This window comes from Spirosoma sp. 48-14, from assembly GCF_001898575.1.
In the GTDB taxonomy this organism is placed as follows: domain Bacteria; phylum Bacteroidota; class Bacteroidia; order Cytophagales; family Spirosomataceae; genus Spirosoma.
This window is the reverse complement of sequence record NZ_MKUD01000020.1, coordinates 137,427-153,025: the sequence shown is the minus strand read 5'-3', so window position 1 is coordinate 153,025 and position 15,599 is coordinate 137,427. Positions and strand designations below refer to the sequence as shown.

14 protein-coding genes and 1 tRNA gene are annotated in these 15,599 nt (G+C 47.1%); 5 read left to right on the top strand and 10 right to left on the bottom strand.

Translation table 11 applies throughout. From position 1 onward, the window contains the following. Positions 1-238 precede the first annotated feature (238 nt). The 6 genes from BGO59_RS12835 to lipB all read right to left on the bottom strand — a co-directional run bounded on the left by BGO59_RS12835 (position 239) and on the right by lipB (position 5,419). Positions 239-406 carry a hypothetical protein gene (locus tag BGO59_RS12835; protein ID WP_293684017.1) on the bottom strand — a complete coding sequence of 56 codons (168 nt, stop codon included), beginning with the start codon at positions 404-406 and terminating at the stop codon, positions 239-241. 231 nt (positions 407-637) lie between these two features. Next, a tRNA-Arg gene (locus BGO59_RS12830) sits at positions 638-709 on the bottom strand. A gap of 87 nt (positions 710-796) precedes the next feature. Continuing rightward, positions 797-3,247, bottom strand: coding sequence for a ribonuclease R (gene rnr / locus BGO59_RS12825; protein ID WP_293684016.1), 2,451 nt, complete (start codon positions 3,245-3,247; stop codon positions 797-799). Positions 3,248-3,397: 150 nt separating this feature from the next. Continuing rightward, positions 3,398-4,135 (bottom strand): ribonuclease H-like domain-containing protein, encoded by a 738-nt coding sequence (locus BGO59_RS12820; protein WP_080059243.1) that lies wholly within the window; start codon positions 4,133-4,135, stop codon positions 3,398-3,400. An 86-nt stretch (positions 4,136-4,221) separates the two neighbouring features. Further along, the gene (locus BGO59_RS12815; protein WP_080059244.1) at positions 4,222-4,626 is read right to left on the bottom strand and encodes a hypothetical protein; all 405 of its coding nucleotides are present in this window, start codon (positions 4,624-4,626) and stop codon (positions 4,222-4,224) included. Positions 4,627-4,636: 10 nt separating this feature from the next. Next, positions 4,637-5,419, bottom strand: a complete 783-nt coding sequence (gene lipB / locus BGO59_RS12810) for a lipoyl(octanoyl) transferase LipB (protein WP_293684015.1) — start codon at positions 5,417-5,419, stop codon at positions 4,637-4,639. Between the two features lie 176 nt (positions 5,420-5,595). Here lipB and BGO59_RS12805 point away from each other — a divergent pair, with 176 nt between their 5' ends. The 3 genes from BGO59_RS12805 (at position 5,596) to BGO59_RS12795 (ending at position 9,238) form a co-directional block, all read left to right on the top strand. Continuing rightward, positions 5,596-5,949 (top strand): YraN family protein, encoded by a 354-nt coding sequence (locus BGO59_RS12805; RefSeq protein WP_293684014.1) that lies wholly within the window; start codon positions 5,596-5,598, stop codon positions 5,947-5,949. Positions 5,950-6,135: 186 nt separating this feature from the next. Next, positions 6,136-7,584, top strand: a complete 1,449-nt coding sequence (locus tag BGO59_RS12800; protein ID WP_293684013.1) for a S41 family peptidase — start codon at positions 6,136-6,138, stop codon at positions 7,582-7,584. Positions 7,585-7,765: 181 nt separating this feature from the next. Continuing rightward, positions 7,766-9,238 carry a TonB-dependent receptor gene (locus BGO59_RS12795; protein ID WP_293684012.1) on the top strand — a complete coding sequence of 491 codons (1,473 nt, stop codon included), beginning with the start codon at positions 7,766-7,768 and terminating at the stop codon, positions 9,236-9,238. Here the strand turns inward: BGO59_RS12795 and BGO59_RS12790 are convergent. Further along, positions 9,230-9,778 carry a sigma-70 family RNA polymerase sigma factor gene (locus BGO59_RS12790; RefSeq protein WP_293684011.1) on the bottom strand — a complete coding sequence of 183 codons (549 nt, stop codon included), beginning with the start codon at positions 9,776-9,778 and terminating at the stop codon, positions 9,230-9,232. The two genes, BGO59_RS12795 and BGO59_RS12790, sit on opposite strands and share 9 nt — an antisense overlap. Before the next feature lie 980 nt (positions 9,779-10,758). On the opposite strand from BGO59_RS12790, the gene BGO59_RS12785 reads away from it, so the two are divergent. Both BGO59_RS12785 and BGO59_RS12780 read left to right on the top strand, forming a co-directional pair. After that, a complete protein-coding gene (locus BGO59_RS12785; RefSeq protein ID WP_293684010.1) occupies positions 10,759-11,031 on the top strand; it encodes a hypothetical protein in 273 nt (90 codons plus the stop codon). 155 nt (positions 11,032-11,186) lie between these two features. After that, positions 11,187-11,756, top strand: a complete 570-nt coding sequence (locus BGO59_RS12780) for a sigma-70 family RNA polymerase sigma factor (protein ID WP_293684009.1) — start codon at positions 11,187-11,189, stop codon at positions 11,754-11,756. A gap of 58 nt (positions 11,757-11,814) precedes the next feature. Here BGO59_RS12780 and BGO59_RS12775 read toward each other — a convergent pair whose 3' ends face one another. Genes BGO59_RS12775 through BGO59_RS12765 form a run of 3 tightly spaced genes read right to left on the bottom strand, consistent with a single transcriptional unit; the run spans position 11,815 to position 15,541 of the window. After that, positions 11,815-12,537, bottom strand: a complete 723-nt coding sequence (locus BGO59_RS12775; RefSeq protein WP_293684008.1) for a diphthine--ammonia ligase — start codon at positions 12,535-12,537, stop codon at positions 11,815-11,817. Further along, complete coding sequence (locus tag BGO59_RS12770) at positions 12,534-13,592, bottom strand: YncE family protein (protein WP_293684007.1); 1,059 nt, start codon at positions 13,590-13,592, stop codon at positions 12,534-12,536. Before BGO59_RS12770 ends, BGO59_RS12775 begins: the two co-directional genes overlap by 4 nt. Further along, complete coding sequence (locus BGO59_RS12765; RefSeq protein WP_293684006.1) at positions 13,589-15,541, bottom strand: TonB-dependent siderophore receptor; 1,953 nt, start codon at positions 15,539-15,541, stop codon at positions 13,589-13,591. The genes BGO59_RS12770 and BGO59_RS12765 overlap by 4 nt, the downstream gene beginning before the upstream one ends. Between the last annotated feature and the right edge of the window lie 58 nt (positions 15,542-15,599).

Below are 15,599 nucleotides of genomic sequence, written 5' to 3'. Positions count from 1 at the left end.
GTTAGTGCGATTTGAGTTTTCAGTAAAAAATTGGATGAGTCTACATTTTATCGCATTCTCGGTCATTTTCCTACGAAAAATCAATCGAAAACAGATAGTTTAAACAGCTTCAATAATTTAAATCTTATGGGAGCTTTTTAAAGGCAGTACTAGCATTGAAAATGCTCAATAATAAGTTTTCCTTACTGACTAAATATTCAGCCAGTAAGGAAAACTTACAAGGTAAGGGTTTGTAACTTTACATATCAATCGAGCGGCCTTCATCGACTACTTGGTTTGGTGAGAGCTGGGCGGGCAGTTCCTCCAACCCGTTTTTTAAGCCGCCTTGCATATATGTTACTTGATGGATGGCGGTTGTTCCTGTAACAATAAGCCGATAGGACTGCAAATTCTCGTACATATTCATCAGAAACTCGGTGTACTGCCGAGTAGCTAATTGATTCGGTGTCTCCTAATCGTATGCCACACTATTATCGTAACAACATCTTTTCGGAACTATATCGGTCATTAGAGGCCCCATTTTAGTGTTGACGGTTTTAGTTTATTTACTGTAAAATACAATAAACAAAAAAAACGCTAACTCGTTGAAAGTTAGCGTTTTTTACAATTAGCCGTATCAGGTAAACTACGGGCTTCGTGCTCCCGAAGGGATTCGAACCCCTATCGATGGTACCGGAAACCATAATTCTATCCATTGAACTACGGGAGCAGACGTTCCAGTTTCGGAGTGCAAAGATAGCACATTGAATCGCTAAAAAGCAAGTTCACCTCTGGAAGTCTTTAGGCATTTTTGGCCTTATCGACGGCCACGGCCACCCCGGCGATTCTGTCCTTTGGCTGCCGTACCTTCCTTCCGCTTGGCTTTGATAGCCGGTTTCTCCGTGCTGCGCGAACGACCCGAACCCGACGATCGGCTGCTTTCACGCGCTCGGGCGTCAAAACGGCCTTCCCCTTCTGTTCCACGATCCGACTTATGATTCACCAGAGCGAAATCCATACTTCGGCGGGCCAGGTTCGTTTCTTTTACCCGGATCACCACCGGATCGCCAAAGGTGTAGATCTTCTTGTGCCGAACACCTACAATCCGGTAGTTGTCCTTATCAAACTCGTAATAGTCATCGTTCAGGTCCTGCATCCGAACCAGTCCTTCACAGCTATTTTCAGTGATCTCGACAAAAATACCAAACTCGGTAACGCCGGAAATAACGCCCTCGAAGACCTGATCGGGGTCCATACGGCTCATGAACTCGACCTGCTTGTATTTGATACTAGCCCGTTCGGCTTCGGCGGCCATTCGTTCGCGCTCCGATGAATGACGGCACTTTTCTTCATACTCTTCGCGATCGGCCGGTTTGCCTTTATCCAGATAATGCTGAAGGAGCCGATGCGCCATCATATCGGGATACCGACGGATGGGTGATGTAAAATGCGAATACCGACGGAAGGCTAGTCCGAAGTGCCCAATATCCTCGGTGCTGTAGCGGGCTTTCGACATCGTTCGAACGGCCAGTTGCTGCAACATACCTGCTTCGGGCCGCCCTTCAATGCTCTCCATAAATCGGTTCATGGAAGCCGATAGATGATCTTCATCGACAGCCAGTTTATAGCCTAGTCGACGGGCAAAATCAGAGAACACTTTCAGTTTATCTTCGTCTGGGCCTTCATGAACCCGGTATACCATCGTATTTTCTTCGCCGTTCTTATTCCGCTTCGACAACGAGTGTACATATTCGGCTACACGCTTATTGGCCAGCAACATGAACTCTTCGATGAGCTTGTTGGTATCCTGCCGAATTTTAGGGTAAACCGCTAAGGGGACACCATTTTCATCTAATCGGAAGCGAACCTCAACGGTCTCGAAGTTGATGGCTCCATTTTTGAACCGTTCGTCGCGGAGTTTATAGGCCAGTTCGTTCAACAACCGCAACTCTTCCAGAAAATCGCCCCGGTCGTTGTTCAGGATTTCCTGGGCTTCTTCGTAGGCAAACCGACGATCCGAATGCGTAACTGTCCGGCCAAACCATTCGTTTTTGATTTTGGCATCGGGAGTCAGCTCGAAAACGGCCGAAAACGTGAGCTTGTCTTCGTTAGGACGAAGGGAGCACAAGCCATTTGACAGCTTTTCGGGAAGCATCGGCACGACCCGGTCGACCAGGTATACCGACGTTGCCCGTTTATAAGCTTCGGCTTCCAGTTTCGAACCGGGCCGGACGTAGTATGTAACGTCGGCAATGTGAACGCCAATTTCGTAATTGCCATTGTCGAGCACCTTTACCGAAAGAGCATCATCGAAGTCTTTGGCATCGACGGGGTCGATAGTGAAGGTTGTCACCTCACGCATATCCCGCCGTTTGGCAATTTCATCCTCCTGAATCTGCGTTGGAATCGATTCGGCTTCCTGCTCTACCTCGACAGGAAAAACGATTGGCAAACCAAATTCAGCCAGAATGGCGTGCATTTCGGTATTGTTCTGCCCAGCCACACCCAGCACCGTAATCACTTCGCCTTCAAACTGTTGTTTGTGGCTGTCGGTATCCGGGTATTTCGTTAAGCGAACAATTACTTTCTCGCCATTCTTGGCTCCGCCTAGTTTATCATTGGGGATAAAAATGTCTTCGTAAATCTTTTTGCTATCGGGCGAAACAAATCCGTAGGTCGGCCAGACTTCAATGCGACCAACCAGTTCGGTACGGCCCCGTTCAATAATACTGACTACTTTTCCTTCAATACGTCGGCCGCGATTACGCGAATCCGTAAAACGAATAACCCGCACCCGGTCGCCATCAACGGCCCCGGCCAGGTCGTCGGTCGATACCCAGATATCATCGTCGCGGTCGCCCCGGCTGCCATCTGCCGTAGCAGGGAGCACGAAAGCAAAGCGGGAATTGACATGGTCGACTACACCTTCAATCAGATTAGCATCGGCATCGGCCCGGTAACTCCCGTTAGGCTGACGCACAATAGACCCTTCTTCGGCCAGTTCACCCACCAGCCCATGCATAATCAATTTCATACGCCGGTCGTGCACACCGAAGTGTTCCAACAACTCATCCTGCGTGAACGCCCGGTCGTCGTTAATCTGAAAAAACGCCATCAGGTCGTTTTTCAATTCATCCAGAAAAGAGTCGGCCTGATGAATGGGCCTCGTCTTCGATTTTTCCAAACCCTTTTCACGAGGGCGCGCCGTATACGACGAACCCGAGCTGGGCCTGGCATATTTATTTTGTTTTGATTTTCCGTTTCTCATACTGTTTGCCTAACTCTAAAAGCAGGCGTAAATGTTTGTAGTGATTCAAACTCAGAGACATTGAGTACATAGAGCGATCAGAATACGTATCGACATTCTCTTTATTATCAGTAGCCTTGGTTTGGCGGTCTGACCTGCTCAAAACCCATTTTAGTCGCTCAGCACAATGTGCTCTTCCGCTACGAGCGGTGCCCCCAGCATTTTTAAATAAACCTGAACAAGCATCACCATCGAATCACGGGCATACTGCTCGATGCGTGCCCAGTCGTGTTCGCGGTAATACACTTCGCTGGTGCGGTCGCCGGTCCATTCCAGTGGACGTGTAGGAATATTTAACACGGCCGCCAGCAAATCGAGAGGCACAAAATGCCGTTTATCGCCAAACTGCCACTGCTCCATCGTATCGCGATGTGGAATTTCCCAGGGTTTCTTTCCAGCAATCTGCAAAGCCGGTGGCAGGGGCAGGCCATTTACCATCAGCCGACGACACAGAAAAGGAAAGTCGAACTCCTTGCCATTGTGCGCACATAGGGTAAGTTCGCCAGGCGGATAGCGATTGACAATCGTCAGAAACTCCTGAAGAATGGGCAACTCGTCGTCGTTACTGATGAGCTTGATTTTCAGATGGGGTTTATCGTCGTCATCGAAAAAAAGCCCACCGACGCTGATGCAGATGATCTTACCGAATTCAGCAAAAAATGAAGCCCGTCGATCATACCAGCCAGCCGCCGATAATTCGTCGTCGTTTTTAAAGAACCGGCTTTTTTCTTCCCACTGACGCTGTAATCGCGGATCGACGGCCAGCAGCGACGGCTCACCCGCTACTGTTTTGAGATCAATAAACAGAAGATTTTTTAGACGACGTTTCCAGGAGACGGGCTGAGGCATATAGTAAGGCGGACATCCTGTCCGCAATGTTAACGCTAGGACGATACGGCGGACAAGATACTGGTTCGCCAGCCTACCCGCGCTACTTAATCGTGCAAAATCCCTTCCAGACCCAAAGCAGGAATGGTGATGAGATTTTCTTCCACGATACTGTCGGGCACGAAGATAAACTTCTTATCGAAAATCTGATCACCAATGAAGTAGCTCACCCAATACTCATTGTTGAGGTGAAACACATCGGGCATGATCGTTTCAACCACTTCATGAGCCCCTGGCATAATTTCAACAAAGAAATGCCGCAGGGTTGATGTCTTTTGCTCCTCCTCATCTTTCTTTCCATACCCCCGCGATGTTACGAACACCGTTTTGATGGGTACGTCGTTCTGGTTGATCAAAAAAACCTGCCAGTCATAACCACCAGTCAGAGCCTCTTTCCGGGCGATCACAACCTGTACACCCTCAACGGGTAAAAAATTAATGTCTTTTTTCATACTTATCTACTCAACACAGCGCAATAGAGTCGCTTTGGCGGTTAATTCCATACTGTGTTTCAATCAATTCCATCTCAAATAAGGTGGCCATGTGGCCCTGAACACGCGCTGCAACTTCGGCTAACGGCACCTCATGACCCAGTTCGAGCGCCAGCGAGGTGACGGCCTTATCGGCAATACCACAGGGAACAATATGGCTAAAAAATCGCAAATCTGTATTCACATTGAAGGCAAACCCATGCATTGTTACCCAGCGGCTGGCTTTTACGCCCATTGCACAGATTTTGCGGGAATATCCATCGTTTTCGTCCCCAGTGGCTTCCTGACCCAGCCAAACGCCCGTCAACCCGTCGATCCGTCCCGCTTTCAATCCATACTCAACCAGTGTTCGAATGATGCTTTCTTCCAGCAACCGCATGTAGTGATGAATATCGGTAAAAAAATTGTCCAGGTCCAGGATCGGATACCCAACGAGCTGTCCTGGCCCGTGAAAGGTAACATCGCCCCCTCGCCGAATTTTAAACAACGTCGCCCCCAGCTCGGTAGCCAGTGTTGCTTCGTCCATCAGCAGATGCTCGGCATGACTGCTGGTGCCCATGGTGTATACGGGCGGGTGTTCACAAAACAGCAGGTAATTGGGCGTTAGTTGCTGTGCATCGGTGGGGCAAACTCGGTTAGCTAACTTCTGATCAACAATGGTTGCAAACAACCGTTCCTGCTCATCCCAGGCTGTCTTGTACTCAATCATCCCCAGGTCACGAACCTCAACTTGTTTATTAATTCGGCTATTCATCACGTTCAGGACGAAAAACTATCCATCAATTGGTTAACAACCGTCTCCCTCTGTTTCGTTCGATATGCCCCGATTTGGCACTGTTCAGAGAGGGGTATTGCTATTTTCTATGGGTTTTAGGTGTCTAAAGAAGTCATACTTCGTCTAACAATCGCTCAAGAACAATATGGTAGTCAATGGCTCAACACAATGAAACCGGCAAGCAGGGCGAAGTAGAAGCCGCCCGTTATCTACGCGAAAAAGGCTATGAAATTATTGCCTGGAATTATCGGTATCAGCATGCAGAAATTGATCTGATTGCGCAGAAAGGTAAACTGCTGGTTTTTGTTGAGGTGAAAACCCGAACTAATGTCAGCTTCGGCAATCCCGAAGAATTTGTTTCGTATACCAAGGCCAGACTGGTTATGAAAGCCGCCGAACACTATATTTTCAACACCAATTGGCCATTCGATGTCCGGTTCGACATTATTGCCGTTACACTTTCCGGTAATCGATTGCAGGTAAAGCATATTGAAGACGCGTTCTGTTGACATCTTTATGAAACCGCGAGGACGCAACGGACGTCAGGAAAAAGTTTATGTACGCTGGGATTCATAGCGTTCTTGTAATTTCGTTTTGTCGAGTGAAAATTAAGCCCCTAACGACCTTTCAGTAAATCATTTAGGCATAATTTTCGTTAGATAGTAAGAACCTAAACAATTCATCAACACATCTCTATGAACGTATTTCCCATCGGGCGAACGGCACTGCTTTGGCTGGTTGCTGGCACGTTTTTGATGACCTCCTGCAAAAAGAATACAGATGTTACACCATCGGGCTCTGTTAGTAATGGCGAGGTAAATAGTTGGGTACTGGCGAACATGCAGCATTCTTATTTCTGGAATGATAAAATTCCCGCTACGACCGATACCTCGTTAACGCCCGACAAATATTTTCTAACCCTCCTGTACGACCGAAACAATACGGCTAATACCGACCGGGATCGGTTCTCCTGGATTCAGCAAAGTGCCGATGAGTTGAAAGCATCGCTGAATGGGCAGTCGAAAACAACCGGGATGGAATACAGTCTGTATTATCGGGACGCATCGAACACAGGCGTCATTGCCGTGGTGCTTTATGTGCAACCGGGTTCGCCTGCCGCCAAAGCGGGCATCAAACGGGGGGATGTGATTTCAAAAGTGAATGGCGAGTCGCTGACGGGTACTAATTATCAAACCCTGCTTTCCAGCAATGCCGATTCGTATGTGTTTGGCTTTGCCACGCTGGTGAATGGCACGCTGACCGATAGCAACCAGACCAAACAGGTCAATGCCATTGTGTTCCAGTCAGACCCTTTTCTGCTCGACACCACCTATACCATTGGTAATAAGACGGTTGGCTATGTTGTTTACAACCAGTTTGTCAGGGGTGTCAACAAAGCCGATGGTAGCTCCGACAATGCATATGACTTGAAAATGGAGTCGATCTTTGACAAATTCAAGCAAAAGGGCGTTAACGAACTGGTTCTCGATCTGCGGTATAACCGGGGCGGTTATGTCAGTTCATCCACTAATCTGGCGAGCCTGATCGGTAAAAATATCGATGCATCGAAAGTATACTTCACCCAGAAATGGAACAGCATCGTTACCGACGAGAACGACAAAAAATACGGCAAGGGCTGGAACAACCAAACCTTTCTAACCAAGTCCACCGCCATTGGGGCTAACCTTAGCCGTGTATTTATTCTAACCACCGGCAGTACGGCTTCGGCCAGCGAGTTAGTGATCAATGGGCTAAAACCCTTCATGACGGTTAATACCATTGGCACCACAACCGTTGGTAAAAATGTGGGTTCAGTTACCATTTCCGACAATTTGGGGCGGATCAAATGGGGTATTCAACCCATCACCTTTAAATCGGCTAATGCACAGGGTTTTACGGATTATGCCGGAGGGTTTACGCCAACCGTACGAGTAACGGAGCCTGACCCACGCAAAAATAGCTGGAAAGCGTTGGGTGACCTGACAGAACCGTTGCTGGGTGAAGCTATTTTCCAGATCACAGGTACACGTATGGCCCGCCGGGCAGCATCGACCGACAGTGACGTGGTTCCTATTGGTTCATCAATAGACAGCAAAGCTGGCGGAGGAAATATGTTTGTTACAGACATCCTACATAAGCAATAGTACAATTGCAGGATGTTTTTTAGTTATTGTCAGATAGGTTACTATCGACATAATTTCTTATGAAAAGCGCTTCTGGTGGAAAACAGTTAAAATTGGATTATTTTACAGCAAAAGCGGCTTCTGGGGCTGCTTTTGCTGTTTAATACTGTAACTTTATCATCAGGCAATTCGCTACAACACCATGTACGAGAAGAATATAGGTACCAAACAGAAAGCACTACGAATCAATCTGGATCGTCGTATTTATGGATCGTTTGCCGAGATTGGCGCAGGTCAGGAAACGGCAGCTATGTTTTTTAAGGCCGGTGGCTCGTCGGGAACCATTGCCAAAACCATGTCGGCCTACGACATGACGTTTAGTGACTCAATCTATGGCGTAGAAGAAAGTGGTCGGTATGTGGTAGAGTCGCGACTCGTTAAAATGCTCAACAAAGAGTATAGTTTGCTGGAAAAACGACTGGCCGACAAACGGGGTCCCGACACTACGTTCTTCGCCTTTGCCAATACCGTTGTTGCCCTCAATTATCAAAAGACCAACGAAGCACACGGCTGGATTGGCTGCCGGTTTCAGCTAAACCCACAAGCGGGGTACAACGACGTGATTATTCACGTCCGAATGCTCGATAACGAAAATATTCTGCAACAGCAGGCCCTGGGCGTTATTGGTGTAAATCTCATTTACGGATGCTACTATTACGCTAAATCGCCCGAAACGCTTGTATTATCGCTGATGGACGATCTGGCTCCCGAACGGATTCAGATTGATATGATTCGATTCAGCGGCCCCGATTTTGTAGACGTAGATAACCGGCTGATGAGCCTTCATCTGGTCAAAAACGGCTTTACCGATGCCGCTTTGTTCGGCCCGGATGGGCAGGTACTTCAGCCATCCGAAGCGCTCTACAAAAAACACATCCTCGTGATGCGGGGACGGCTACGCCCTCTAACGAATGTACAGTTAGACATGATTGAAAATGGGCTGAAGCAGTTTAAGGATGAGCCCGACGTAGACGAAAACCGCGTTGTATCCCTGGCCGAGCTGACCTTGCATAACCTGAAAGCGAACGAACAGGGAATTGATGAAAAAGACTTTCTGGACCGGGTCGACATCCTATGTTCAATGGGTCAGGCCGTTATGATTTCCAATTACCTGGAATACTACAAACTGGTAGCTTATCTGGCCCGGCTCACGCGACTAAAAATTGGCCTTGTTGTTGGCATTCCGAATCTGGAGTACATTTTCGAAGAAAGCCACTACGAGTTTCTGCCCGGTGGTATTCTGGAATCCTTCGCCACGTTATTCAGCCGAAAAGTGAAGCTATTCGTTTATCCGACCCTGAAAGAAGGCGCCATTTATACCTGTAATGAGTTTAAGCTCCCCCCTACGCTGGAGCCGCTATTCCAATACCTGGTTCGCAATGACAAAATCGAGGATATAACCGACTATAAAGAACAGCATCTGCATATCTCCACCGACCATGTACTCGAAATGATTCAGCAAGGTGAAGACGGCTGGGAAGCTATGGTACCTGAACGGGTAGCCGAACAAATTAAAGCGAACTGCCTGTTTGGTTACCCTTGCGAAATTGAATACGTACCTATCGGCCAGCAGGTTCGTCAACAGCAGGTGGAAGAGCAGGCAGCCTCAAACTAATTGCCGATTATATAACTGATAAATTTTGTCGCGGCTTCGTTTCAATCGCATTTTAACGGCACTGGGCGTTAGCTGATGTATCAGAGCGATTTCATCAATACTCATATTCTGTTCATACTTTAGTTGCAACAGAGCTTGCTCAGTAGCCGATAAGGTGCTTATTGCCAGCTTCACGAACAAGGCCGTTTCCTCATGAAGCGAAGTTTCTCGTTCATCGGCAATGTCCTGCTTTAACCCTTCGTCTACAGAGGAAAATGTAAAACGTTTACCCCTGCGAAGCTGGTCTGAGCAATAATTATAAGCAATGGAATAAAGCCATGTAGAGAAGCTGGACCGTTCCTGAAACGCGTTGAGTTTGGTAAACGCTTTCAGGAAAATATCGTGCGTGAAATCTTCAGCTTGTTCAGTGCTTTTGGTCATCGACAAGCAACGTCGATACACTTTGTTCACATAGCGACTGTAAAGTGTTTCGAAGCACTTCTGAGGGTGACTATTCAAGTACTGCCGAATCATTTCCTCGTCTGTCAATAGTGTATTCATTAACAAATAATCTATTTGATACCTGTAAGAGACCTTTCATCGAGTTTATGGGTTTTTGTAAATAATGAGTCTATGACGACGAAGGCTTCAATTGGATACAAAAAATATATTAAATGGTAAACCTAACTCGATCAAATTGGCTGTAGCAAGCCCATAACCATTCATTAAACCACTCTATATCAAATACTTACAACAAGTAACTACTTCATCAATCGTGCATATCAGAAAAGACAAGAGCTGTTTCTGTAATACTATTTACACGACCAGCTAGCTGTGCGGCTCCCAGAAAGCCACACAATCTGAAGAAGCCGAGCGCTTGCAAGACTAAAAGTTATCAATTTTCCGTCGGCAGAATCGGATACCTAAAACGGTGTACAATACCAAAAAGAAAGTTTCTGCAATAAACTGAAAGGAAGGATAGTATCTGTCGATCCCTGAAATGGCTTGCACCCAATGAATCAGAACGCCACAAAAGAGTATAAAACCAGCTAAAAAACCGGCCAGAACAAACAGCGAGATCACGAGTCGATTTCTTTTCTCTGACACCATTTTACCAATTACCAGTAGTTGATGCCCCTAATTTGAGCCGACATCCCGTCAAACGCTACCCAGAGTGTATAGCCAGTAGCATTTACACGATAATAGGCTGATTAAATCCGTTATCATACATAACCTAAATAAACTCGTGCGTCTTCACAAAAGGTGTCTCATAAACCCTATTTATGACTATACACTATTACAGGCAATTTCAACTTTAAATGATCAAAGAATAAACTCACAAACGATATACCATCCATTCATTCATTTTTCCTACATGTTACTTTTCCAACTTCATCAGTCTTACTGGTCATTAAATCTGTACTTGTCTATTGTCTAATAAAGCCGTTCCAGGGCTGAGAGTAAACAGCTAGCAACCGAACCCCTACCAGTTTGGCGTTGGATTTGCTTGTGTTATTCTAAGACAAGGCCATTGATGTGCTATGAAAACGAATCAGTCAATACCCAAAGAAGTAACCCAAATTCTGCATCACCAACGAAAACGCCTGGCTGAACTATATTCGCTCGAAAAATGGAGTGAGTCTGATTTTGAGGAGATTATGCGCTGCTCTAGTGAATGGAACGCGGATATGCAAGGCTGGATACTACCCTTGTCGAGCGTTGAAAAACTCGCCTTTGACGCTCGTACGCCCGATCGCCAAGCACGCAGTTTGCAATTCATTGCCCGACAAATGGGTCAAAATGTTGTAAGTTAACACTCAAAAACTCTATTAACTTATTAGCCAGTTAACAAAACCGTTCAATAAATTATTATTAGTCTAATATACTATTTCAATAGAATTAAAAACAAAAACTAATATTACTCCTAAATTTATTGCTTAAAATGTAACTGCAACTTGTCTCTTGTACTATGAGAAGCTCTTTTCCGACGAAAAATTCTTTATCTGATGAGGAAATGATTCGGGCCCATCTCCTCACTCAACCCGACCATTGTTTTGAAACGTTGTATAATCGCTACGTTGGTAAAGTCTATCAGCAATGCCTTCAAATGACGAAACACTCTGAGCAGGCGGAAGATTTTACGCACGATATTTTCCTGAAAGCGTTTACCAAACTCAACGCATTTCAGGAACGATCCAGCTTCTCTACATGGCTTTATTCCATTGCGTTCAACTACTGTGCCGACCAGATTCGACTGTCAAAGCGGATGAACGTTACCACTATTACGGAAGGCCATGAACAGTCAATGGCTGACTCGAAAGACAATAACGTACAGGAAGAAACACTCCAATTAGTGAAGCAGGCACTGGAAACCCTCACAATCGATGAACAGACGATTCTTCGAATGAAGTACGAAGACGGAAGAACCATTGACGAAATTGCCCATGTCTACCAAATAAAGCCAAGTGCGGTTAAAATGCGGCTAAAACGGAGCCGGGACCGAATCTACCGTTTCTGCCAGCAACCTAATCAATGCTAACTGTTTATCAACGTTTGACAGGTACGCAATCAGTACCTTTCCGACTCCGGTAAATGGCCTATTCACGTACGGATTTTTCCAGTAAAAGATCCTGATACCAAAAACCACTATCCCAGGTTTGATCTGTACCGACGGAAGGTAAATAGGTTCGTCGGACAACTTCTCCTTTTCGAAATCCAATTGGCTCTGAAAAAATGGGGCCATCGTACACAAACGAATGATATTCCCCGTTTTCTCCACAGGGATCAACGTGTTTGGGCAGGTCGTTCAGCAAGTCCATATCCAGCTCTCGGCCCAGAAACTCGACTGGTAAATAGGCTTCATTGATGCAAACTAATACGGCCCTGAATCCCAGATCGACAAACTCACGGACCAAATCGGTTGAGTTACGCTTCCACAAAGGAAATACGCCCTTCAGATTAACCTTTGCCAGTTGTGTTTCTCGGTAGCTCCGTAAGTCTTCCAGAAAAATATCCCCAAAAATGGCATGCGTAGTGCCCTGATTTTGTAACGGTTGCAGGACGTTATACATCCAGGTATTATATTCTTCCATCGAAACATCCCCAGGCAATTGTAGCATGTGGAGGGGTAGCCCCAGGCGTTCGGCCTGTAAGGCAAGAAGTTCGATCCGAACGCCATGCATACTTACCCGACCGTATTGCTCATTTATGGAGGTGAGCAATCCTTCAATGGCCCACTCGCCGGAGCGGAGGCTATGATACAGCGCCAAAGCTGAATCTTTTCCCCCGCTCCAGTTCATAATCGCCCGCTGTCGACTCATCGGAAGTAAAATCCAGAGGGTGCAATTTCAGCTTTTATGGAATCCACCAATGCACCGGACGATTCGTATCGAATCACATACCCCGCCTGTGTATAAAGTAGCGGATTCTGCGTACCATAAATGCGTTTGGTTTGTGGATCGACTCCTAACGTGCTGAATGACCGAGAAATGACCACAGTCCCCGTGGCATTTGTCGCATTGATCGAAATCTGGTAGGTTTTGCCACCCAACGTATAGTAAAAAGCTTGTTTATCAGTACTGATTACTACTGAACCGGGCGTTTCGGAAAACGTTAGTCGCTGTTCCGTTAGGCGAGTTGCCGGATTCACCCGAACCAGCGCACTACCCGCCCGAAGCCATAGTTTATTATTCGCGTCAACGGCTATAGGCTCAGGCGTTGATCCAAAATCAATCCGCTCCTTAACCGAATCGGTGTTAAGGTCGATCACCATCAGGGTTTTATTTCCACTGTACGCATTACTGCCGACAAAGACTTCCGTTCCGACTACCACCATATTTTCTACCCCCTTCACAGCCGCTATTTTCTTGGTGACGGTACGGGTATTCAGATCGACCACAGCGATGTAACCCGGATCTTTATAAAATGTCCCCGCGCTAAAATCACCGGATACGTCCCAGCAACTTATATAGGCTTTGTTGGGACCTGCCTGAATAACCTGACGTGGATTTTCAATATCAGGCGACTTTAGGGTAGCCAGCGATTTAAACGTAGCATAGTCGACAATCTCAACTTTATCCTGCCCTGCTGTATTATTATCGACCAGAATCAATCCTTTCCCATTTACTTCGGTATAACCTTGTACACCGCCACTCAAAACCAGTGATGGATTAGCCGTCTGAAAAATATTGGTGGCAACGGTCTGACTCGCGCGTGATAAAAACGAAACAGTGCCATTGTTGCTGGAAAAATTACCCGCATTGAGAATAAACACACCTGATTCATAAGGAGTTGGCTCAGGATCTGAGGTCTTACAGTTCCAGACACTCAGGGCCACCAGCCCAACCACTATTGACTTAATCCATTGCTTTTTCATTGTGTATTAGAAGGAAAATTAATAATCAGATTGATTGCCCAGTTTCGGCCTGGCATGGCATTCCGTTTTACGCCCAGCACAAGCGTATCGAATACATTATTCACCTGCCCCTGTATCCGAACCAGCATAAACCGCCAGTTGACGGAATGTTCCAAAACCACGTTAGCCAGAACACTACCCTTAAAAAACTGGCTATTGTCGAATGTGGTATACCGACGCGAATTAGCCTGCATTTGCAGACTGATTCGACTTCGCCCCTGCTGTAGATAGGTGTTCAGTGTTCCCGAATGCAGCGGCACATAGACTAACTGCTTACCGATGACATCCTGCGAATAGGCATCGTACGCCCGCTCCTGCGATGAACGTGTAAACGCATAGCCCAGTCGTATACCCGCTTTCCAGTCTGCCTGTGTATAAATCAGCCCCGTAGTCAATTCAAGGCCACGTGCAACGACCAGTTGCAGATTCTCGACATGATAGTTCGTCGTTGGATTCCAGTATGTCCAGTTATCGACCCGGTTACGGTAAGCACTCAACTCGGCCGTCAGGTTGAGGTGATCCGATAACGCACCTGCTGTTGCCAGCCCGGTCTCCAGATTAAAGCCGTTTTCGGGCAGGAGGTTCGGGTTACCTAAATCGGCCCAGTACCGTTCATTTAGCGTTGGCACGCGATAGCTCCTGCTTACAGCTCCTTTGGCCGTCAGTGTAAAGCGTTTCTGCTGTACAAGCCTGTATTCTGCCCCAACCGATGGTGTAAGAGGAGGATTGAAGCGTGTTACAAACGCCTGTCGAACATTGGCCGATAGCAGCCAGCGGGTGGTCTGAAAACGGAGCAGGGCATACAGATCGGCCCGATCTTCCTCAATTAACTGACCACCGTAGCCATCTGTCCGGGTCCCATAATGCGACCATTCGGCCCCGGTTCGTAACGTCAACTGGTAGGGTCGGTTCGAGGCCAGAGCAAATTCTCGTTCAATCCGAGTAATGAATCGGTTGGTCTGCGTATGGCTAGGGTTATTTAGGTTGCCTTTGGCATAATCCAATATATCGCGAATCCAGCCAACTCGAATAGTCATTCGATTGGCTTCGTAAGTCGCCAGCAGCCGGGCCGATTGTGTGCGGGTCCGTTCACGGGCCAGGGTATCCTGTGGCGACTGGATCAAATCATTATCCGTGAGCCAGGCATTGATGGATAACTGCCGACCGCTTTTATGCAGAAAAGTCAGGTCTTGAATAAGTCCCCGCTGGCTTGTTGTAGATGGTTCCAGAAAATAGTGCTGGCGTTCAGTATAGGGATATTCGTTATTAAGCTGAGACCGATAAATCAGCGACTTACCCGATAGTTTCCAGCTTGCTCCTAAAGGCAATGCATACTGCGCACCCAGATGCGTCTGGTTATTCCGAAAGCTGGCGATCTGCTGGCCTACCATTAGGCGAATACCCGGCTGCCAGCTGGGCGTACTCCCCAGCAAAATACTTCCCCCAACCGCGTCGGACCCAACAGCGCTGGACGAGGAGCCATATTGCACAGCTAATCGATCAAAACCAGCCACAGGAATAGTTGAAAAGTCGGTTAGTCCCAGATTGGGTTGATTGATATTGATGCCATTCCAGAGTACTGCCGTATGACTGGCCGATGTGCCCCGAAACGATACCGTTGCCAATTGACCCGGCCCATAATTTTTGAATGCCAGTGGCGTGTTAAAGGCCAGCGCATCTGTAATCGATGCAAACCGGAACTGAAGCAGCGTAGTGGAATCGATGCGCTGAATTTTCTGACCAGCCAGGAACCGCTCAGGCGCGATAGCCCGTACAGTCACCGCCGACAGCGATACCGCATTCGATAATCGACTCGTTGTGGCCGAATCGGATTGTGCAGTGGCTTGTTGTCCGGCTATGAAGCCGACAAACCAACCCAATACCCACCAGCGAAGGGATTGCGTTTTCAATATAACTAAATTAAGTGTGCACTATCAGCACGCGGCCAGGGCGTTTCCTCCGAACGCC

Coding starts and splice junctions, on each gene's coding strand:
- BGO59_RS12835 (WP_293684017.1), bottom strand. CDS start 406: ATGAATATGTACGAGAATTTGCAGTCCTATCGGCTTATTGTTACAGGA.
- rnr (WP_293684016.1), bottom strand. CDS start 3,247: ATGAGAAACGGAAAATCAAAACAAAATAAATATGCCAGGCCCAGCTCG.
- BGO59_RS12820 (WP_080059243.1), bottom strand. CDS start 4,135: ATGCCTCAGCCCGTCTCCTGGAAACGTCGTCTAAAAAATCTTCTGTTT.
- BGO59_RS12815 (WP_080059244.1), bottom strand. CDS start 4,626: ATGAAAAAAGACATTAATTTTTTACCCGTTGAGGGTGTACAGGTTGTG.
- lipB (WP_293684015.1), bottom strand. CDS start 5,419: ATGAATAGCCGAATTAATAAACAAGTTGAGGTTCGTGACCTGGGGATG.
- BGO59_RS12805 (WP_293684014.1), top strand. CDS start 5,596: ATGGCTCAACACAATGAAACCGGCAAGCAGGGCGAAGTAGAAGCCGCC.
- BGO59_RS12800 (WP_293684013.1), top strand. CDS start 6,136: ATGAACGTATTTCCCATCGGGCGAACGGCACTGCTTTGGCTGGTTGCT.
- BGO59_RS12795 (WP_293684012.1), top strand. CDS start 7,766: ATGTACGAGAAGAATATAGGTACCAAACAGAAAGCACTACGAATCAAT.
- BGO59_RS12790 (WP_293684011.1), bottom strand. CDS start 9,778: ATGAATACACTATTGACAGACGAGGAAATGATTCGGCAGTACTTGAAT.
- BGO59_RS12785 (WP_293684010.1), top strand. CDS start 10,759: ATGAAAACGAATCAGTCAATACCCAAAGAAGTAACCCAAATTCTGCAT.
- BGO59_RS12780 (WP_293684009.1), top strand. CDS start 11,187: ATGAGAAGCTCTTTTCCGACGAAAAATTCTTTATCTGATGAGGAAATG.
- BGO59_RS12775 (WP_293684008.1), bottom strand. CDS start 12,537: ATGAGTCGACAGCGGGCGATTATGAACTGGAGCGGGGGAAAAGATTCA.
- BGO59_RS12770 (WP_293684007.1), bottom strand. CDS start 13,592: ATGAAAAAGCAATGGATTAAGTCAATAGTGGTTGGGCTGGTGGCCCTG.